Source organism: Ensifer sp. Root127 (assembly GCF_001425225.1).
Classification (GTDB): domain Bacteria; phylum Pseudomonadota; class Alphaproteobacteria; order Rhizobiales; family Rhizobiaceae; genus Ensifer; species Ensifer canadensis.
This window is the reverse complement of sequence record NZ_LMDX01000051.1, coordinates 250570-269374: the sequence shown is the minus strand read 5'-3', so window position 1 is coordinate 269374 and position 18805 is coordinate 250570. Positions and strand designations below refer to the sequence as shown.

Sequence of the window (18805 nt, the reverse complement as noted above, 5' to 3'; positions counted from 1 at the left end):
CTTGATGGACCTTCGAACTGCTGAAGCAGCCAGCAGTCCGATGGCATTCTTCATATCAATGGGCATCTCATGTCTCCTCGAGGCACGATGGATTGCTTTTAGTCAGGTAGGCAAAGTCTCGGAACGTACCGTTGAACTTTGGGTTGAGGCGGGTGTTACGGGCAAGTACGTAACAGTTACGAAGGATCGTAACGCCCGGTCCGGCAGCGCTAGCGACTGGTTGGTAAATCGGCGTCGAACGCCGGATTGAGATCGGGGAGTTCATTGGCCGGCACCGGCTCGTCGTCGAAGATTTGCTCGAGCCAGCGGCTTCTGGCTTTGCCAAGGCCGGCTCTAAGCGGCAGGAGATTCGGCTTCTGCGCCGCGTCCTGCTGGTCTCGATAAAGCGACTGCTGGTGGTTGGCGAAGGCGGCCCTTGTCTCCGGGTCGGCGAAGCGATCGAGCCACTGGGTCATTGGAACATTCCCCGTCTTGCGCGACCATGCGTCGATCGCCGCCTCGAACCGCTCTGCGTCGCCGCTGCGGCATCCCTCGTCGACGCGATGGAAAGCCGTTGCCTCGGACTGCGCCTTGCGCGTCCGTATTTCGTCAAACCATGCCTGGATACGGCCGGCCATAACGGCGGCAAAGTGGATCAGGAGCGCCAGTGCCACCACCACCAGGCCTGCGCCGACCCACCACTGCCAGTCGAATGGCGCATTCTCAGGCGGCGGGTGCGGCGGGGCAAGGGCGGTCGCATCTGCAGGTGCTGCCGCAACCGAAACCTTGGCCAACGGCGCTTCGGCCGTTTGCGTCTTGCCGAGCGACGGATTGAACCACTGTAGGCTGATTGCGGGGATCGTGTAGGTACCGGCTTTCGCGAAGACATAGGTGGCCGTGTCCTTGCGGACGCCGCCCAGGAACACGCCGCGATCCGACCTATGCTCGGAGAGCAAGGGGTCGTGGACATAGACTTTGACACCCGCGGGTGCTTCGAAGGACGGCTCCGGGATCATCATCGCCGCCAGTCCATCCGCTTCGAAGGTAACGGTGCGAACCAGAGCGTCGCCGGCACGCAGGCTTGCCGGATCACGATCAAAGACTTGCGTGATCGTCACTTTCTCGGCGGTGACGCCGGCCTTGCCGTCAGCGCCGCCGGGCACCTCCGTCACTGTCAGCCGCAGCGTCGGCAATTTCACTCGCCCTTGCGTGGTTTTGCCGGGAACGGCCGCATAACCGAACGGGATATCGACAGGCGGTAAAGTGTAGTCTCCCGCCGCCTGCGGTGTGATGACGTAGGTCTTGCGGATACCGGAGAAATCGACGCCATCGATTGTCTCGTTGAGGTTCAGGCCGCGATCGTCTGGCATCGTCACGATGGTGCCGGGAAGGTCGAACAGCGGAAACTGTGGCGGCGACAGAAAGTAGTTCGGCGCGAAAACGTCGACGTCGACCTCAACCTGCTGTCCGGCGTAGATCGTTCCCTTGGTGGCGAGCGTGGCGCGGGCGAATGGATCGGCTGCCAGCGCGACGTTCGCCAGCGACAGCCAGAAGGCGGCGAGCGCAAGAAGAATGGGCTGGATACGTCGGTTCACGGCACTGCATCCTTCGCTTCGATCGCGAATTTCCGTGCCAGCAGATCGGCCGGGGAAACCTGGATATTGCGCATCCACATCTCAGCGGTCTGCGGCGCTCCCGCCACCGTGCCCTCCTTGCCCTTCTTGCCCTTGTCGTCGAACTGGATCTGATCCGGATCGAGCCCGGCCGCCTCCTGCTGGGCATCCTGATCCTGCTTGTCATTGTCTGCCTTGCGTTTCTCGGCCACTGCCAGGTTCTGCCTGGCTTCGGGCCAGTCCGGGCGGCGTTTGAGCGCCTGCTGGTAGGCGGCAATCGCCTCCTCGGCCTTGTCGAGATGCATCAGGGCGTTGCCTTGGTTATAGTAGCTTTCGGCCGTATCGCCCTGCGCAAAGGCATCGATGGCATCCTGATAGCGTCCGATACGAAAGAGGGCGACGCCCTGCCAGGCCGGGTCCTGGAAATCGCCGGCCGCTCCCTGGAAATCGCCGCGATCGATGGCCCGCTGGCCCTGCTGGTCCGGGGTGAACCAGAGATCGGCAAAGCTGCGATCGGCTGCCTCGGCCTTTACCCCTGGCAGCACCGTGCCGACGGCTACCAGATAGACCGCCCAACGGATTGTCCAGCCGCGGCGGAACCACAACGCGGCAAGGAGTGCGATCGGGATGGTCAGCCACCAGCCGGCATCGTACCAGCGCGTCAGGCCTTCGGCGGTCCTTTGCGCGAAGCTGCTCTGGATCCGCCTGATGATCCAGCGCACGTCGCTGTCGTCGGGCGTGACCGTCGCGACCTGCGCTTTCGACGCCGCTTGCAATGCCTTCAGCGCATCGACGTCGAGTTTGGCACGGACCCGCGCGCCCGTCGCGTCGGTGAGGAACTGGCCATCGGCCGTCTTCACCGGGCCGCCATCGGCGGTGCCGATGCCGAGCACCATCAGGTCGTTGCGGCCCTGATATCGCGCAAAGGCGTCGAATGCCGTGCGCTCGACGCCATCGGTCATGAACAGGATCGTGCCCGGTACGGTCTCGCTGGAAAGCGCATCCTCGGCGACCTGCAGCGCCCTGCCGGTGTCTCGGCCGGTTACCGGCATGATGCTCGGCGAGAGGGCGGCCAGATAGGTCTTTATGAGGTTTGCATCGTCGGTGAGCGGCAGCACCATGTGTGCTGTGCCGGCATAGGCAAACAGGGCAGTACGCGCGCCCTTTCGCAGAGAAAGGATATCCTGCACCTTCAACTTGGCTCGCTCGAGCCGCGTCGGCGAGACATCAGTGGCATTCATCGTTTCGGTCAGGTCGATCGCGATCGCCAGCGGCGCCGTATCCTCGACGAAGGGCGGCTTTTCACGCTGCCATGTCGGTCCGGCCGCCGCGATCGCGGCAATCACGATCAGCACGGCCGTCAGGTGAACCGGTTGCAGCCATCGCCTTCCGCCTTTCTCGATCAGCAGGTGGTCGAGAAGATGCGGCGCGATCATGTTCTGCCATTGCGAGCGCACGTCGGTGCGTCGGCCGATCAACATCACAAGCAGGGGGGCGGCTAGCAGCGCCAGCAGCCAGAGCGGCCGGAGGAAATGGAAGTCGGTGATCATGCTCCCGCCTCCCTTTCGCGACGCCGGTCTGCGCGGGCCGACAGCAGCCACATGATCGCGTGATAGACGAGGACGAGGATCAACGCCGCGCCCAGCGGATAGTGGAACAGTTCGATGCGCGGCCGCCAGGACAGGGTCTTTTGGTTTTCCGGCGTCAACTGATCGAGAAGCTCGTAGATATTCTGCAGCGAGGCCTGGTCCTGGCCGAAGAAATATCGTCCATGCGTCGCCGTCGCGATCTGTTGCAAGACTGACGTGTCGAGCTTCTGTTCCCCTTGCGCATTGGGATCGCCGATGCCGACCGTGTGGATGACGATGTGTTTTTCGGCGGCAATGCCGGCGGCCTTGTCGGGCGGCATCTTGCTCGCGGTGTCGTTGCCATCGGTCAGTAGGATCAGCACCTTGTCCGGTGCCGTGCTTTGGTCGAACATCTTGATCGCAAGGCCGATCGCATCGCCGATCGCGGTGCGTGGACCCGCCATTCCCGGCAGGCTGTCGGCCAGCATCGCCTTGACCGTCTTGTGGTCGAGCGTGAACGGCACGAGCGGGTAGGGGGCATCGCCAAAGGCGATGAGGCCGAGACGGTCTTCGGGGCGCTTGTCGATAAAATCGGCGACGACCGTGTGCACGGCATCGACCCGGGCCTGCAGATTGCCGGCCGGATCGTGAAAGTCGCGCGTATCCATCGATTGCGACAGGTCGATTGCCAGCATGAGATCGCGTTGCGGTTCGGTCTTTTCGATCGGCGGCTCGATATATTGCGGCCGCGCCAGTGCCAGTACGATCAGGCCCCAGCAGATCGGCGCAATCAGCTTCTGCCCAAAGTTCGACTTGGGCACGACCGATCCTTCGGTCGCGCCGATGCCCGCCGCTGCGGTGATGTCCTTGAAAAATGGGATCCGGATCGCCGCCGATTGCTCGCGATAGGCCGGAAGCAGCCACCAGATGACGGCCGGAAGTGGCAGCAGGACGAGCAGCCAGGAATGATCAAGGACGTACATGGTGCGCCTCGATCCAATATCGTGCCGCCGCAACATGGGCTTTCGCTTCGGCCTCGGGAACAGATGCCAAAACCACCGGCCCGCGGTACTCAGCCTCTTCGAAGAAATGCGCCGCGGTTGTGGGAAATACAGGGCCACCGGAATGGGCGTCGAGGAAGCCGGTCCAGCCCTTGCCGCTCAGATTGGCGATCGTCTCGCGTGGCCAGACCGCAAGCGCGGTGCGCTTGAGAAGGGCGGGCAGGGCAGCGAGCGCATCGCCACGTGTTTGAGCAGCACCAATGCGCTGTTCTATCTGGCGAAGCTCGCCAAGCGCCTCGCGGCGGTAACGATTGAGCTCGCGGTGGCGATACCAGCGCCGGAGCGCGAAGGCGATTGCCAGCAGAACAAGTCCGGCGAGCACCGCCCAGGCCCAGGTCTGCGGCAGCATCGAGACGGGCGGTGGCAAGGCGATATCGGCAAGGCCGCGGAGCGCGGCAGCGAGGCCGGGATCGACCGCTGGCGTGGTCCCTTCCATCGCTACCGTCTCCGCTGACGCCAGGCCAACTGGCCGAGCATGGTGCGCAATTGCGGTGCAATCTCTTCCGCCGAGGAAATCGGCAGCATCGGCAGCCCCAGGTCCTCCTGCCATGCCTGAAGCGCGCGGCCGCGCTTGCGCGCGAAGCTGTCGATCGCCTCGCGGACGTTTGCATGACCGAATTGAAGCTCTGCCTGTTGCGCGCCGCCGCTGACGACGATGTCGCCCTTGCGCGGCAATTCCAGCATGAAGGGGTCGTAGATCAGGATGGCGATCACGTCATTATGGGCAGAGAGCTTGAGCAGCATGTCGCGCGTTTCCAGGCCGTGGCCGTCGAAATCGCTGATGACGATGATCAGATGGTCATGTTTGGCGATGTTGGCAACGGCCGAAAGCACGATGTCCAGTTGCTCGTCGCCTCTTGCAACCTTGGAGGTTGCGGAGAGTGCGATGTTGTGGCGAACGATGACGTCGGCAAACCGAATGACGGCCTCGCGGCTGCGGTAGGGCCTGATTTCGTCGACGGTCTCATCTCCGAATACAAAGCCGCCGACCCGATCGCCAAGCGCCGTGATGCGCCAGGCGCAGAGGGCGGCCACTTCCGCCGCGGCAACCGACTTCATGGCGCGGCGGCTGCCGAAGAACATGTTGATGCGCTGGTCGACGATCACAAGCGCCGGCCGATCCTTCTCCTCGTCATAAACCCGCACGACCGGTTTGCCGGTCCGCGCCGTCACCCTCCAATCGATGGTGCGGATATCGTCGCCAGGCAGGTATTCGCGAAGCTCCTCGAAGGAAAGCCCACGACCACGCATGCGCGATTCATGGCGTCCTGCCAGCAATCGCCGGACCGGCGCCTTACGCAGGAAGGTCAGGTCACGGGCTGTCGCCTCAAGGCCGACCAGTTCGTCGACGGAGGTGTAGGCGCCCGATGCCTCCACCTTCGGAGGATGGGCAATGCCCTTCGACCGGGCGAATGCGGACAGGGATATTGCCATCGGGCCTCTCCATCTCTCAGGCGACAGCGACCTGCTGCACGATCCGGTCTATGACCTGGTTGGCCGTCGTGCCGCCGGCATGGGCTTCATAGGAGAGGACGAGCCGGTGGCGGAAGACGTCGTGTACTGTCGCTTGCACGTCATCCGGCGTCACGAAGTCTCTTCCCTTCAGCCAGGCATGGGCGCGCGAGACCTTGTCGAGACCGATGACGCCGCGCGGACTGATGCCCACCTGGATCCATTTGGCCACGTCCTTGTCGAGCTTGTCCGGGTAGCGTGTCGCCATAACCAGGGCGACGATATAGTCCTCGATCGCGCTCGAGACGGTCACTGCCGAGATTTCCTTTCGTGCCGTAAACACCGCATCCTGAGCCAGCTTTTCGTTGGACTTCACTTTCGAGGCGGCAGCCGTTTCTTCCGACCGCACCAGCCGCATGATCTCGGCCTCCGACTTGGCGTCGGGATAATCGACCTGGATGTGCATGAGGAAACGATCGAGCTGCGCCTCAGGCAAGGGGTAGGTGCCTTCCTGCTCGATCGGGTTTTGCGTTGCCATCACCATGAAGAGCTCGGGAAGCTCGTGACTGTCGCCACCGACAGTCACTTGCCGCTCCTCCATCGCTTCGAGCAGGGCGGACTGCACTTTCGCCGGTGCGCGGTTGACTTCGTCGGCAAGGATGAGATTGGCGAAGATCGGACCCTGCTGAAAGCGGAACTCGCCCTTGCCGCCTTCGGTGAAATAGACCTCCGAGCCGGTGATGTCGGAGGGTAAAAGGTCCGGTGTGAACTGGATGCGTGACAGCTCGGCGTCGAGGTTCTTCGCCATGCTCTTGATGGCCCGCGTCTTGGCAAGCCCGGGCAGGCCTTCGACCAGCAGGTGGCCGTTGCTCAGGAGGCCGAGCAGCAGGCGTTCGATCATGCCCTGTTGGCCGACAATGGCTTCGCCGATCCGCTTGCCGAGCTGTTCGATGTCGTCACGTGTACCCATTGAGATTTAGCCCCTCCCGCCGGCCCGGCGGCGCCAACCCTTGTGAACTCTCATTTGTGAACTCTGAGGGGAGATTAAGGTGACATGCGGCCCGTTGGAAAGAACGTAACAGTAACGAAGCGGGCGATTGTGGTTCTCGATCAATCCACGGGCGGGGCAAACGGCGCCCGAATTCGATTCGTGCGCCGTCGTAACAGTTACGTACTTTGGAGTCGGAAAGTTTGCGTCTAGACTTCGGGCTATCAGGATGGACGCGACATCCGCCCGGGAGATCGAAGCCGTATGCAAACACTATCCACCAGGCCGACCCTCGACGAAACGCCAATGGCGATCAGCGCGCGCGAGCCGATCTGGATCGAAGGCGGCACCTTCACGATGGGGTCCGACAATCATTACCCCGAAGAGGCACCGGCTCACCCGGTGAAGGTCGACGGATTCTGGATCGACGTCACGCCTGTCACCAATCGGCAATTCGGCGCGTTCGTCGAGGCGACCGGCTACGTCACCGTTGCCGAGAAGGCGCCCGACCCGAAGGATTATCCGGGCGCCCTGCCGGAAATGATGCGGCCGGGGTCGGTGATTTTCGATCCGCCGAAGCGCGTCACCAGCCGTGACCCCTCGCAATGGTGGAACTTCAAGTTCGGTGCCGACTGGAAAAGGCCATATGGCCGGCAGAGCAACATTCGCGGCAAGCTCGACCATCCCGTCGTGCAGATTTCCTATGTCGATGCCATGGCCTATGCGAAATGGGCCGGCAAGGATCTGCCGACGGAAGCCGAGTGGGAGTATGCCGCCAAGGGCGGCCCGAATGACGCGGAATATGCGTGGGGCGCCGAACTTGTCCCTGAGGGCCGTTTCATGGCCAACACCTGGCACGGCACCTTCCCGACCGAGAACCTGCGCCCTGACGGCTTCGAGCGGACGTCGCCGGTCGCCAGCTTCCCGCCCAACGGCTATGGCCTTTACGACATGATCGGCAATGTCTGGGAATGGACAAGCGACTACTGGTCGAGCAACCACCCGGGGCCTGCGCAAAAAAGCTGCTGCATCCCCTCCAATCCGCGCGGCGGCGGGGCTGAGGCAAGTTACGACCCGCGGCAGCCGGAGATCCTGATCGCGCGGCGGGTGGTGAAGGGCGGATCGCATCTCTGCGCGCCGAACTATTGCCGTCGCTATCGCCCCGCGGCCCGTCACGCGCATGAGGAAAATGCGGCAACGACCCATATCGGCTTTCGCTGCATTCGCCGGCCGTAGACGTCTAACACCGACAGTCTTGTTTCAGTTGAGGAGGACACCCGATGATTTTGAGGGCAGGAGAGTTCGCGTCGATTGATGTGGATACGCATCGGAAGGGCTGGTGGCGGACCTTCATGGGAGTTGCGGCATCATTCGCATTGATGCTGGCCGCGCCGGCGCTTGTGGTGGCCGCTGATGCACCTCCGGCTGGCCTTCCTTCCTGGAACGACGGTTTGGCGAAATCGGCAATCATCGACTTCGTGACGCGGGTGACGACCGAAGGCGGCCCTGATTATGTCACTGAAGTGGACCGTATCGCCGTGTTTGACAACGACGGTACGCTCTGGACCGAGCAGCCGATGTATTTCCAGGGCATGTTCATCAACGATCGCATCAAGGCTATGGCCCCGGATCACCCGGAATGGAAGGACAAGGAGCCGTTCGCATCGCTGCTGAAGGGCGATATGGCCGGCGTGGCTGCGGCCGGCGAGAAAGGTCTTGTCGAGCTCGCGATGGCGACACATGCAGGGATGACGACGGACGAATTCACGAAGATCGTCAAGGATTGGTTCGCAACCGCGAAACACCCGCGTTTCGACCGGCCCTATAACGAGATTACCTACCTGCCGATGAGGGAGGTATTGGATTATCTGCGGGAAAACGGCTTCAAGACCTATATCGTTTCGGGCGGCGGCATCGAATTCATGCGGCCGATGACCGAGCAGATGTACGGGATACCGCCGGAACAGGTTGTCGGCAGCACCATAACCACCAAGTATGAACTTCAGGGTGACACCCCGGTGCTCATGCGCGAACCGAAGGTGGATTTCATCGACGATGGCCCCGGCAAGCCGGTCGGCATCAACAAGTTCATTGGTCGCCGCCCGATCTTTGTCGCCGGCAATTCCGACGGCGACTACGAGATGCTGCGGTGGGTTACCTCTGGCGCAGGGCCGAGCTTCGGGATGATCGTGCACCACACCGACGGCGAGCGGGAATGGGCGTATGACCGCCAGTCGCATGTCGGCAAGCTCGACAAGGCGATGAACGAGGCGGAGCAGCGGAAATGGCTTCTCATCGACATGAAAGCCGACTGGAACAGGATCTACGCCTTCGAGAAATAGACAGTGTGCCGGGGACATCACTCGCCGCCAGCACGGCCGCGAGGGATGTCAATTATACCCGCTATTTCGATGTAATCTGCGTGAAGGCGATGCCATCGATGTGGCCGCCTTTTAGCCGATAGACAAGCATTTGCATGACCGTCGTGTTCTGTTCGCCCTGTTGCTGGTGGGTGTAACGCACCATGCCTTGCTTCGGAGCTGCGCCGAAGCGTTCCTCCAGGGCTTCCGTGCCGTCCTTCAAGGTCGGAACCGGAAGCAACAGCGGCGCGAGCGCAACGGTTGGGGTGTCACATTTATCGGCTTCGTCGGCAACTTCTTCGGTGGAGATGAATGTCACCGGTTTCTGGGCAGGCGTGGCTGCGTCAGATCTGTCGTTGGCGACGAACCAGATCCGCCGCGGCAGATCTCCGGTCGCAAGCTCGTAGCACAGCCAGCCGACCGTCATGCCCTCCACCGTCCGGCTGCGGATATTGCCTCCGAACGTGGCCTTGACCTCGTCGAGTGTCGTCTTCTCGAGCGTGATCGGGAGCGAGCCGGCATTGATGAGATTGTTGAAAGGCGTCTCGAACTGGAGTGTCTGCGCTGTCGCCGTCAGCCCACCAAGGACGAGTGAGGGCAGGCCGCTCAATTTGTCGTCGCTTGCCGCAAGCTCGGTGCTCAGCAGCGTCAGACCGGTCGCGGCGATCCCTGCAGAAAGGAACGCTACCAAACGTCCGCAATGAGATGTCTTGTCCAAGGATCGCATGGAAATCTCTCCGTTGTACTCAGCACGCGATACGGCCTGTCGCCGAATGTCATCGTAGGCATTCTAAACATCGCAGTATTCCGCATCGAAGTACGTAACAGTTACAATCGGCGATGAACCGCTGTAGAGAAGTGCAATATGTCAGCTGTGTCACCCCGTGGAAGCCAACTGTAGCGCAATGCCCATGCCAAGCAAGCCGTCGCGATTACGGTAAGCTGCACGTCGCTGGCCTGGGGAGTGGCGGTTGCGATTAACGTGCCCTGGCCTGGCTATCAATGCCGGATCCGACGAGGTGTCATCGGTGCGTTTTCGGGGACGGGATCGCTTCGCCGTCAAGCCAGCGGCGGCAATGTTACTGTTACGTACTTCCGGAAACGGACGGTTCCTGCGATTTTGCGGGGGCAGGAGAGGGATAGGTAGAAGTTGGTCGTTTAGCTGACCCGAGGCTGCACCCGTCAGGTAGGCATATCTCAACGAGACGCTGGCAATCAGAGTACCGGTGGCATTCCGGATCTGTACTGAGGCGCGCGAACGCTATTTTCGCGCGCAGGCGTGGCATGAAGCATCGATCGTCGTTCAAGCGGATAGAGCACAATGCCCAACGAAGCCAAACAACGGGGACTTTTGAAGCTGATGCTCAAGCTTCCGGCGTTGCGCGGCCAGTTGCAACTGCTGAGCGCCAAGAACATGCCGCTCGCAAGCCTTTGCGAGGCATATGACGAGGCGACCTCCATGCTGGATCGGCAGCGTCGGTGTGATCCGCAGGATGCATCGATGGTGGCAGAGTACGAACTGATCTGTCTAGAGATCGAAGAGGAGGTGATTTCCATCTGCCTCTCCAGTGCAAGCAGTGAATCTAATCCATAGTGATCAGTTGTTCGTTGGTCTGGAATTTTCGGTTTCTATCACGCAGCCCCTGTAATCTTATTGGATTTCCAGTTCACTGGCCGTTTCATTTTGGGGCTACGGCATTTGTTAGAAAAATGTTTTGTGACTGCCCTACATTTCTCTTTCCGCTCCCGGCTCTGTGATCTAGAGTTCACCTCGCATTTGCACTCTCTCTCGGGTTGTAGGTAAATGGGGGCGCGCTATGAACACAAGAGAAGACGCGGACCGAGCGGCTTACTGCCCAGTTGCCGAGCGCCCGGCGCGAGCCGAACTCGACCGTATGTTGGGCGACCCGCGCTTTCATGGGACAGAGCGACACCGCAAGCTCTTGCGATACCTGGTTGACGAGTTCTTCGCCGGTCGTTCAGCCTCGGTGAAGGCCTATACAATCGCGATCGATGTCTTCGCCCGGCCGAGCTCCTTCGACCCGGCGACCGATCCGATCGTGCGCGTCGAGGCGTCGCGGCTTCGAGCGGCCCTGGCACAATATTACGAGGCGCTTGGCGATGAAGCCGCCCTGCGCATCGAACTCCCCAAGGGCAACTACGTCCCGCTCTTCGTCAGGGCTGACGGAAAACCGTCACAAGCCGTCCTCGCTCCACCGACGATAGCGCCTGATGCCGCCGAGCCACCGCCGCCATCGCCTTCGGCCGTCGCCGTCGGGCGCCGCATCTCCATGGCGAATGTTGCCATTGCGAGCGCCGGGGTTTTGGCGATGGCTGCAGCGTTCTACGTTTCGATGGCCGACCATTTCCCGTGGAAACCGATCCTGTCCGAAAAGCCGACCGTCGTTGTCGACGTGCAGCCGCAACGGGTGAAAGACGGCGAAGAGCAGAGGAAGATTGGCGACTATCTGGTGCATGCCCTGTCGCAGTTCTCGTCGGTACGGACGCTGGCGCAGGAGCAGCCTGCCGGCATCGACGTCGCATCGGTGACAGGTTGGGTTGCACCCAGACCGGCTGTCCGCCTTGCCGGCAGCAAGGAATATAGACTGTCGATCAGCTACAGCATGGCGAACGATGCTCACGAGCTCGCCTGGCAGGTGGTGGACCCACAGAGTAGCGAGGCTTTGCGCTCCGGTGTCTCGAAGCTGCCACTAGAGAGCGGTAATGCCCACCAGATTCAACAAACGCTTCTGGTGAGACTTGCGCGCGCACTTGCGGGCGAAGACGGCGTCATCACCAGCCTGGAGGCTGCACGCCAGGTCAGTGCGCCATCCCTCGGTTATGGCTGCGTGTTGCAGGCCGATATGGCTTTGGCACGAACCGACCCCGAAAATCTCGCAAGCGCGCTTGCCTGCCTCGAGCGGTCGCTTGCCTACAATGCAAACGACGCGGATGTATCGGCAAGCCTGGCAATGATCCTGGTGGTGACGGGCGAAGCGGATACTTCGCCGATCGCTGGCAACAGGGCGTTGAAGCTGGCAGACAAGGCAGTCGCGCTCGCCCCCCAGGCAAGCCAGAGCTATGTGGCGCAGATGATGGCGCGCTTTGCGGCGGGGGATACGGAGGCGGCCTTTCTTTCAGGGCAGCGCGCCAGCGCGCTCAATCCGCTGGACGAGGCCATTCCGGCGAGGTTGGGGCTGTTGCAGTACATCTCCGGCCACTGGTCCGAAGGTGTAAGATTGGCGCGGCTGGCGGAGGCGAATGGGGAGTATGTGCATCACGATGCAGCGCTGACGCTGGCGCTCGACGCCTATCGCGGGCGCCGTTACGAGGAGGCCCTGCTTCGTGTGCGCCAGCTTGCAAACACATCGGACCTGGCCGTCAACCTGCTGCGCCTGGCCGTCGCCGGCCAGCTCGGATTGACGCAGGAGGCGGCCAGCGCTCTTGACGAGGTGCGCGCGCCGACGGGACCTGCGGATATTTCGCTTTTGGCGAAACCGGTGACAAGGAGCTATGCGCCGGAACTGGCAGCGATGATCGAAGACGGCCTCGGCAAGGCCGGTGTCCGCCCGGCCGAAAATCCCTAAAGCGCGTCGCGATCTTTCAGATTCGCTTGCTGCACTTTAAGTTCTTGTTTCTACGCATGTCGTTATCGCAAAACCGGGGCAAACCTTTGCGCGACACGCTCTACTGCATGTTTCCTTAAATCGTACCCGATTTATGGACAAAAACATGCAGAAATTCAAAGCGCTACAGCGACCTTTGCGCGTCTGAAAGACGCGCGGCGGTGTAGGCGGCGACCAAGCCTGGCCGCCGCGCCAGGCGTTAGTTCTCGTCGGCGACGCGAATGACGAGCTTGCCGAAGTTGTGGCCCTCCAGCAGCCCAATGAAGGCTGTCGGCGCATTATCGAGGCCGTCGACGATGTCTTCCCGGTAGCGGATCTGGCCCGATGTAATCCAACCGGCCATTTCCCGATAGAAGTCGGGGCGCTGGTCGACAAATTCCCTTTGGATGAAGCCGCGAATTTGCAGGCTCTTGCTCAAGACGTCACGCATGACGAGGGGCAGGCGGTCGCCGCCCGTCTGTTCGCCGGGGCGGCTGTTGTATTGTGCGATCAATCCGCAGACGGGAATGCGGGCGAAATCATTCAGCAGCGGAAATACCGCATCCCAAACATGCCCGCCGACATTCTCGAAATAGACGTCGATCCCGCCAGGGCAGGCGGCTGCCAGTTGTTCGGGAAAATCGGCTGCGTGGTGATCGATCACCGCGTCAAAGCCGAGTTCGTCGCGAACGAAAGCGCATTTTGCGGCACCCCCTGCGATCCCGACGGCTCGCGCGCCTTTGATGCGGGCGATCTGCCCGACCGCCGAACCGACAGCGCCGCTTGCCGCCGCAACCACGACTGTTTCGCCCGCCTTCGGCTTGCCGATCGTCAGCAGGCCGGAATAGGCGGTAAAGCCGGGCATGCCCAGGACCCCGAGAGCGGTTGACAGCGGGGCCGCCGATGGGTCGAGCCTGCGCAGGGCTGCGCCATCGGAAACGGCGTAAGCCTGCCAGCCGGAATGAGAAAGCACGAAATCGCCCTCGGCGAAATCCGGGTGACGCGAGCGCACGACGCGGGCTACCGTCCCACCCTCCATCACATCGCCGATCTCGACGGGCCTGGCATAGGATTTCCCGGCATTCATGCGACCGCGCATATAGGGATCGAGCGACAGGTAGACGATCTTCAGCAGGACCTGGCCATCGGCAGGTTCCGGGATCGCGGAATGACCGATCCTGAAATTGTCTTGTGTCGGCTTGCCGTCCGGGCGGGAGGCAAGAAGGATCTGGGTGTTTTCGGAGGTCATGGCATTTCCTTCCGCCGCTGGCGCATGCGCTCTGTGGCAGCGTAGCGGGTAAGATGTTTCTGGTTGGCTACCTTCGCGGGCGTCACTCAAGACGGCAAGCCGCGACTTCTGGCCCTGGGCTCGGTGCCGAACTTTCGAAGCTTTGGCCGATCATCGAATATGACAATGGCCCAACCGTTGCCGACGGTTGGGCCATTGAACCCATTGTTGATTTCGCCGGGTTACGCCGCGTCGATCGCCTGCTTCAGGTCGGCGATAATGTCGTCAGGATGCTCGATGCCAACAGACAGTCTGACATAGCCGGGGGTGACACCGGTTCTGAGCTGGTCCACCTCGGAGAGCTGCGAGTGGGTGGTCGTTGCCGGGTGGATCGCCAGCGACCGCGCGTCACCGATGTTGGCGACGTGGTAGAGCAATTGTAGTCCGTCGATGAAGCGGCGTCCGGCCTCGCGTCCCTCCTTCAACTCGAAGCCGACCAGTGCACCATAGTGGCCGTTGCGCAGGTATTTCTCGCCGCGTGCCTTGGCGTCGCCGTCCTGAAACTTCGGAAAGATCACACGCGCCACTTTTGGGTGCGCACGGAGGAAATCCGCGACCTTGATGGCGTTTTCGCTGTGCTGGCGGATGCGCAGCGGCAAGGTTTCCAGCCCCTGAATGAACTGGAACACATTCTGCGGGCTGATGGCAGCGCCGAGGTCGCGCAGGAGAACGGCGCGGGCACGCAAGATATAGGGGTGAAAGTCGATGGCGGCGGCTTTTTCCAGCCAGGTCTTGCCCTGATAGCTCGCATCCGGCTCGTGCAGATTGGGATGGCGCTCGGCGTGTTCGTGCCACGGAAAAGTGCCGCCATCGATGATGGCGCCGCCGATGGAGGTGCCGTGTCCGCCGATATATTTCGTGGTGGAATAGACGACGATAGCGGCCCCGTGATCGAAGGGGCGGATGGTCAGGGGCGCCGCCGTGTTGTCGATAATCAGCGGAATGCCGAACCGACGGCCGATCTCGGCGACTTCGCCGATCGGGAAGACTTCGAGGCTCGGATTGGGAAGCGACTCCGCGTAATAGGCCCGTGTCCTCTCGTCGGTCGCCTTCGCAAATGCCTCCGGATCGGACGCATCGACGAAACGCACCTCGATGCCGAAACTCTTCAGCGTTGAGGCAAAGAGCGCCCAGGTGCCGCCGTAGAGCCCGGCGGCACTGACGATATTGTCGCCGGATCGGGCAAGGTTGAGCACGGCGAAGGCCGACGCCGCCTGGCCGGAGCCAAGCGCGAGGGCGGCGGCACCACCCTCGATTTCGGCGAGGCGCTGTTCGAATGCGTCCTGCGTCGGATTGGACACGCGGGTGTAGAGATGGCCGGCCGCCTCAAGCGCAAACAGCTTGTCTGCGCCATCGGTGCCCGGCAGCTGATAGGACGTCGTCTGGTAGATCGGCACGGCGACGGCGCCGCTCACCGGATCGAAACGGTAGCTGCCGCCATGAAGCGCCAGCGTTTCGGGCTGAAGCGGTCGCGACGTATCGCGCAGGCCGCTCGGAGCCTTGATTTCGACTGCAGGCTCCTCAGGCTTTTGATGGATCGTCATGGATTGCTTCCTTCAGCGTTCGAGTGGTTGCAATGGGATGGATCAGGCCGGCACCGGCGCCTTCAGCTGCTCGACAAGATCGGCATGGTGGGCAGCGGCGACGTCGGGGTGCGACCTGAGGCGTGATTTCAGGACATTGCGCCCGACCTCGTGGAACAGCGGGTTGAGCGGGTCCTGCGTCACGCCGCGAACCTCGGCCGCAAGTTCGGTCGGCAGATCGAGCACCGGGATGGTCGAGGCGAGGTTGGCGCCAAGGAAGAAGGCGACCGAGCGGCGATCGCCGCCGGCGGGCGGCGTGATGACGCGGTGGATATTGGCGAGCAGGTAGCCGTTCGATGCCAGTTCCAGCAGTTCACCGACATTGATGACGAAGGTGCCGCGCTTCGGCGGCGCATCGATCCAGCCACCCTTGCCGTCATCGACCTGAAGGCCGCCGACTTCATCCTGAAGCAGGATGGTTACGAAACCGCCGTCCTTGTGTGCGCCGACGCCCTGGTCGCTTTCGGTCTTGTCGCGACCGGGATAGCGGATGATCTTCAACAGCTGGTTGGGGCCGTCGCGATAGATCGGCTCGAACACGTCGGCGCGCTGTCCGAGCGCCTCGGCGAAAACCTCGATCAGGCGGATGCCAAGTCGGGTCACCGCCTCGATCCAGGCGAGGATCGCCGGCTTCAGTTCGGGCAAGGCGTCCGGAAACTGGTTGGGGCCGACCAGGCGCTTCCACGGTGCATCGTTTGCGTGGATCGCGAGGGGGGCGCGCTGTGGTCCGAAATCCACCTGCTCGCGCCAATCCTGCGTCCCGCGGGTATATTCCAGGCCGGCGCGATTGTAGCCGCGAAAGTGCGGCGACTTGCGCATCTCGATCGCCAGCTTGTCCTGTTCCGGCAGGGTGAAGAAACGGCGCGAGAGATCGAGGACGCCATCGATCTGTTCCTGCGGGATGCCGTGTCCCTCGAGGTAGAAAAAGCCCACCGAGCGGGCGACGCTGCGCAATTCTTCAAGCGCCGTCGCCCGCTCGGGATGGCCCGCCGCAAAGCGTTGCAAATCGAGAATGGGCAAGGATGAGTTGGCGTCGGTCAATGGTGGCTCCCTTCATTTTCTAGGCTGCGGCGGGTGGCGATGCCGTCTTCTCCTGTGTGAAGCCGACACGGCGCTGAAATGGCAGGCCGCAGATGCTGAGGGAAGCTTACCTGTCGGCGCCGGTTATTCAATATTGTCTATTGAAAATCTAGACTAAATACGGAGCCGCAGGCGCAGAAGCATTTGGGCAACAGTCCCATTTGCGAGAATTTCTATTCTGCTCCGGATTTCTGGGGGAACGCCGGCCGTCGCATTGATGCCTCATGACCGGCATTGATCACTGCGATCGCCATGCGCCGGGCGCGGTGGACAAGCGAAAAATGCGACCTCGGCCGTGGTGGAGTGTGGAGAGGGCGGCAGTTCTCTTCAGTCGCATCATTGTGGGAATGGTGTTGGCGTGCTGGGAGCAGCCAATCAGCGGCTGCTCCCGGCGGCTTCGTCAACGCAACGCAAAGCCACCGTCGGGATAGAGCGTCGAGCCGTTCATGAAACCATTCTCCATGAGGTAGATGACGGTATGCGCCACCTCGTCGGTGGTGCCGACCCGTTTCAGCAGCGCGGCCTCGGCGTAGCTCGAGAACGAGGCCTCCCTGATGGCGTCGGGCTGGCGGCGCCATAGGTCGCTATCGATCGTCCCTGGTGAAATGACGTTCACCCGGATCGGCGCCAACTCGACGGCGAGCGCCCGCCCGAGACCTTCGATCGCGGCATTGCAGGCGCCATAGGCGGCACCTTCTGCCGCCGGCCTGACGCTATAGGCGCCCGCCATCAAGGTGACGGACCCGTTCTTGTCGAGATAGGGCAGGGCGTGCTTCACCGCGTAATACTGGCCCCAGAACTTCGATCGGAAGGAGCTTTCGGCGACGTCGTCGGACGCCTTGTCGATTCGGCCGCGCGAATAGGATGCGCCGGGTGTGAAGAGATGATTGATCGGGCCGGATTGTTCGAAGAAACGGCGCAAGGAGTCCTGATCGATATTGTCGACAACGACGGCGCGGCTCTTCGGACCGAGCTTGATCGTTGCGCGCTGCAACCTTTCCGGATCGCGCCCGCCAATGACCACCTCTGCGCCAAGGTCGATGGCGCGCTCGGCAACACGCAGGCCGATACCGGAACTGCCGCCGATGATTGCTACTCTCTGCTTTCTCATTCTGTCGGATCCCTGAGATGTGAATGACTGGGTGGCACTATATCCGCGATCAAAAATCGCTTATGAGAACACTTCTCGCAGTACCTGAGATTTAAATTCTGGAGCGTGCCATGCTTCCCGGCGATCATCTCAGTGCTGTCAGGGCCTTCATGCAGGCCTCGCGGTCCTCGAGCTTTTCAGAAGCCGCGGAGCGGCTCGGCCTTTCCACCTCTACGGTGGGCAAGGCGGTTTCGCGGCTCGAGGGGCGGTTGGGCGTGCGGCTCTTCCAGCGCAGCACACGTCACCTTGCGCTGACCGAAGAGGGCAGGGTGTTCCTGGAGGGTTGCGAACGCGCCGCGGCGGAACTGGCCGCCGTCGAGGCGGCGCTCGCCTCGCGCATGGAGGAGCCGGCCGGCCGGCTCAAAGTGAGCTTGCCGGAGCTGCTCGGTCGGCGCATTGCCGCGCCTAGTCTGATCGCGTTGGCAGTCGACTATCCGAAGCTGGAACTCGATATTGCCTTTACCAACCGGCTTGTGGATCTGGTCGAGGAGAATATCGATCTATGCGTGCGCGTCGGCGAGCTCGCTGGTGGGGGTGACCTGATGGTCAGGAAGCTCGGCCAGCAACGCCTGACGGTTTGCGGCGCGCCGGACTATCTGGCAAGGCACGGGACGCCGTCGCGCCCCTCGGAGCTCGCTGCGCATCTCTGCGTAACACAATCCCGAGGGCCTGTAGCCGAGAGCTGGCGGTTTACTGAGTCCGGGCAGACGAGGCACATCAACGTGCGCAGCACCCTCAGCGTCGCTGATCACGCATTGATGGCGGACGCCGCCTGCCGTGGACACGGGTTGGTGCAATTGCCGGGCTGGATCGTTGCCGACGCGATCTCAGATGGTCGTCTGGCTCCCGTCCTCGAAGCCTATGCGCCGACACCTCTTCCCGTCTACGCGCTCTGGCCGCACCGGCTCGGCACGACCCCGCGCTTGCGCATCGCGGTCGACGCATTGGTCGATTGTTTTCGCGATTTCTGAAACGGCGTGGCGGATAAAGCGGTCGCGACGCAAGTCGCCCGGTCCATTCGGTCTTTCTAACCCGAGCATCATTGACTAGGTTTCGGCGATAACCGGGGCCAGATCCC

The 18805-nt window shown here is 62.0% G+C and carries 16 protein-coding genes; 5 read left to right on the top strand and 11 right to left on the bottom strand.

Features of this window, described 5'->3' with window-relative positions; all coding sequences use genetic code 11:
* Positions 1–209: 209 nt before the first annotated feature.
* From ASD03_RS32385 to ASD03_RS32360, 6 genes are read right to left on the bottom strand one after another with little or no spacing between them, the layout of a single operon-like run.
* On the bottom strand, positions 210–1574 hold the full coding sequence (locus ASD03_RS32385) for a BatD family protein (protein ID WP_063978341.1): 1365 nt from the start codon (positions 1572–1574) through the stop codon (positions 210–212).
* Entirely contained in the window at positions 1571–3142 is a 1572-nt protein-coding gene (locus ASD03_RS32380; protein ID WP_057218256.1) for a VWA domain-containing protein, read from the bottom strand. The genes ASD03_RS32385 and ASD03_RS32380 overlap by 4 nt, the downstream gene beginning before the upstream one ends.
* The gene (locus ASD03_RS32375) at positions 3139–4143 is read right to left on the bottom strand and encodes a VWA domain-containing protein (RefSeq protein ID WP_057218254.1); all 1005 of its coding nucleotides are present in this window, start codon (positions 4141–4143) and stop codon (positions 3139–3141) included. The genes ASD03_RS32380 and ASD03_RS32375 overlap by 4 nt, the downstream gene beginning before the upstream one ends.
* Positions 4130–4657 (bottom strand): DUF4381 domain-containing protein, encoded by a 528-nt coding sequence (locus tag ASD03_RS32370; protein ID WP_057211353.1) that lies wholly within the window; start codon positions 4655–4657, stop codon positions 4130–4132. Before ASD03_RS32370 ends, ASD03_RS32375 begins: the two co-directional genes overlap by 14 nt.
* Positions 4658–4659: 2 nt before the next feature.
* On the bottom strand, positions 4660–5655 hold the full coding sequence (locus tag ASD03_RS32365; protein WP_057218252.1) for a DUF58 domain-containing protein: 996 nt from the start codon (positions 5653–5655) through the stop codon (positions 4660–4662).
* Between the two features lie 16 nt (positions 5656–5671).
* Positions 5672–6643: a MoxR family ATPase gene (locus ASD03_RS32360; RefSeq protein ID WP_057218250.1), complete on the bottom strand. Its 972-nt coding sequence runs from the start codon at positions 6641–6643 to the stop codon at positions 5672–5674.
* 324 nt (positions 6644–6967) lie between these two features.
* On the opposite strand from ASD03_RS32360, the gene ASD03_RS32355 reads away from it, so the two are divergent.
* Entirely contained in the window at positions 6968–7897 is a 930-nt protein-coding gene (locus ASD03_RS32355) for a formylglycine-generating enzyme family protein (RefSeq protein ID WP_057218248.1), read from the top strand.
* A gap of 143 nt (positions 7898–8040) precedes the next feature.
* Positions 8041–9003 (top strand): HAD family hydrolase, encoded by a 963-nt coding sequence (locus ASD03_RS32350; RefSeq protein ID WP_057218326.1) that lies wholly within the window; start codon positions 8041–8043, stop codon positions 9001–9003.
* A 61-nt stretch (positions 9004–9064) separates the two neighbouring features.
* Here ASD03_RS32350 and ASD03_RS32345 read toward each other — a convergent pair whose 3' ends face one another.
* Positions 9065–9748: a hypothetical protein gene (locus ASD03_RS32345; RefSeq protein ID WP_057218245.1), complete on the bottom strand. Its 684-nt coding sequence runs from the start codon at positions 9746–9748 to the stop codon at positions 9065–9067.
* 594 nt (positions 9749–10342) lie between these two features.
* Between ASD03_RS32345 and ASD03_RS32340 the strand changes: the two genes are divergently transcribed.
* Together ASD03_RS32340 and ASD03_RS32335 are read left to right on the top strand one after the other, a co-directional pair.
* Positions 10343–10615 carry a hypothetical protein gene (locus ASD03_RS32340; RefSeq protein ID WP_038577818.1) on the top strand — a complete coding sequence of 91 codons (273 nt, stop codon included), beginning with the start codon at positions 10343–10345 and terminating at the stop codon, positions 10613–10615.
* Between the two features lie 223 nt (positions 10616–10838).
* Complete coding sequence (locus ASD03_RS32335; protein WP_156408116.1) at positions 10839–12608, top strand: hypothetical protein; 1770 nt, start codon at positions 10839–10841, stop codon at positions 12606–12608.
* Between the two features lie 238 nt (positions 12609–12846).
* Here the strand turns inward: ASD03_RS32335 and ASD03_RS32330 are convergent, their stop codons facing one another.
* The 4 genes from ASD03_RS32330 to ASD03_RS32315 all read right to left on the bottom strand — a co-directional run bounded on the left by ASD03_RS32330 (position 12847) and on the right by ASD03_RS32315 (position 17688).
* Positions 12847–13875 (bottom strand): NADP-dependent oxidoreductase, encoded by a 1029-nt coding sequence (locus ASD03_RS32330; RefSeq protein WP_057218239.1) that lies wholly within the window; start codon positions 13873–13875, stop codon positions 12847–12849.
* Between the two features lie 221 nt (positions 13876–14096).
* A complete protein-coding gene (locus ASD03_RS32325) occupies positions 14097–15458 on the bottom strand; it encodes an O-acetylhomoserine aminocarboxypropyltransferase/cysteine synthase family protein (RefSeq protein WP_081788924.1) in 1362 nt (453 codons plus the stop codon).
* A 42-nt stretch (positions 15459–15500) separates the two neighbouring features.
* Complete coding sequence (locus ASD03_RS32320; protein ID WP_057218237.1) at positions 15501–16538, bottom strand: 2-oxoglutarate and iron-dependent oxygenase domain-containing protein; 1038 nt, start codon at positions 16536–16538, stop codon at positions 15501–15503.
* 439 nt (positions 16539–16977) lie between these two features.
* The gene (locus tag ASD03_RS32315; protein WP_025428501.1) at positions 16978–17688 is read right to left on the bottom strand and encodes an SDR family oxidoreductase; all 711 of its coding nucleotides are present in this window, start codon (positions 17686–17688) and stop codon (positions 16978–16980) included.
* Positions 17689–17798: 110 nt separating this feature from the next.
* Here ASD03_RS32315 and ASD03_RS32310 point away from each other — a divergent pair, with 110 nt between their 5' ends.
* Positions 17799–18698 carry a LysR family transcriptional regulator gene (locus tag ASD03_RS32310; RefSeq protein WP_057218234.1) on the top strand — a complete coding sequence of 300 codons (900 nt, stop codon included), beginning with the start codon at positions 17799–17801 and terminating at the stop codon, positions 18696–18698.
* Positions 18699–18805 lie beyond the last annotated feature (107 nt).

What these genes read in the sequence shown, in the direction of transcription:
- ASD03_RS32375 (WP_057218254.1), bottom strand. Translation starts at nt 4,143, where the DNA reads ATGTACGTCCTTGATCATTCCTGGCTGCTCGTCCTGCTGCCACTTCCG.
- ASD03_RS32360 (WP_057218250.1), bottom strand. Translation starts at nt 6,643, where the DNA reads ATGGGTACACGTGACGACATCGAACAGCTCGGCAAGCGGATCGGCGAA.
- ASD03_RS32380 (WP_057218256.1), bottom strand. Translation starts at nt 3,142, where the DNA reads ATGATCACCGACTTCCATTTCCTCCGGCCGCTCTGGCTGCTGGCGCTG.
- ASD03_RS32345 (WP_057218245.1), bottom strand. Translation starts at nt 9,748, where the DNA reads ATGCGATCCTTGGACAAGACATCTCATTGCGGACGTTTGGTAGCGTTC.
- ASD03_RS32340 (WP_038577818.1), top strand. Translation starts at nt 10,343, where the DNA reads ATGCCCAACGAAGCCAAACAACGGGGACTTTTGAAGCTGATGCTCAAG.
- ASD03_RS32315 (WP_025428501.1), bottom strand. Translation starts at nt 17,688, where the DNA reads ATGAGAAAGCAGAGAGTAGCAATCATCGGCGGCAGTTCCGGTATCGGC.
- ASD03_RS32335 (WP_156408116.1), top strand. Translation starts at nt 10,839, where the DNA reads ATGAACACAAGAGAAGACGCGGACCGAGCGGCTTACTGCCCAGTTGCC.
- ASD03_RS32330 (WP_057218239.1), bottom strand. Translation starts at nt 13,875, where the DNA reads ATGACCTCCGAAAACACCCAGATCCTTCTTGCCTCCCGCCCGGACGGC.
- ASD03_RS32370 (WP_057211353.1), bottom strand. Translation starts at nt 4,657, where the DNA reads ATGGAAGGGACCACGCCAGCGGTCGATCCCGGCCTCGCTGCCGCGCTC.
- ASD03_RS32350 (WP_057218326.1), top strand. Translation starts at nt 8,041, where the DNA reads ATGCTGGCCGCGCCGGCGCTTGTGGTGGCCGCTGATGCACCTCCGGCT.
- ASD03_RS32325 (WP_081788924.1), bottom strand. Translation starts at nt 15,458, where the DNA reads ATGACGATCCATCAAAAGCCTGAGGAGCCTGCAGTCGAAATCAAGGCT.
- ASD03_RS32310 (WP_057218234.1), top strand. Translation starts at nt 17,799, where the DNA reads ATGCTTCCCGGCGATCATCTCAGTGCTGTCAGGGCCTTCATGCAGGCC.
- ASD03_RS32355 (WP_057218248.1), top strand. Translation starts at nt 6,968, where the DNA reads ATGGCGATCAGCGCGCGCGAGCCGATCTGGATCGAAGGCGGCACCTTC.
- ASD03_RS32365 (WP_057218252.1), bottom strand. Translation starts at nt 5,655, where the DNA reads ATGGCAATATCCCTGTCCGCATTCGCCCGGTCGAAGGGCATTGCCCAT.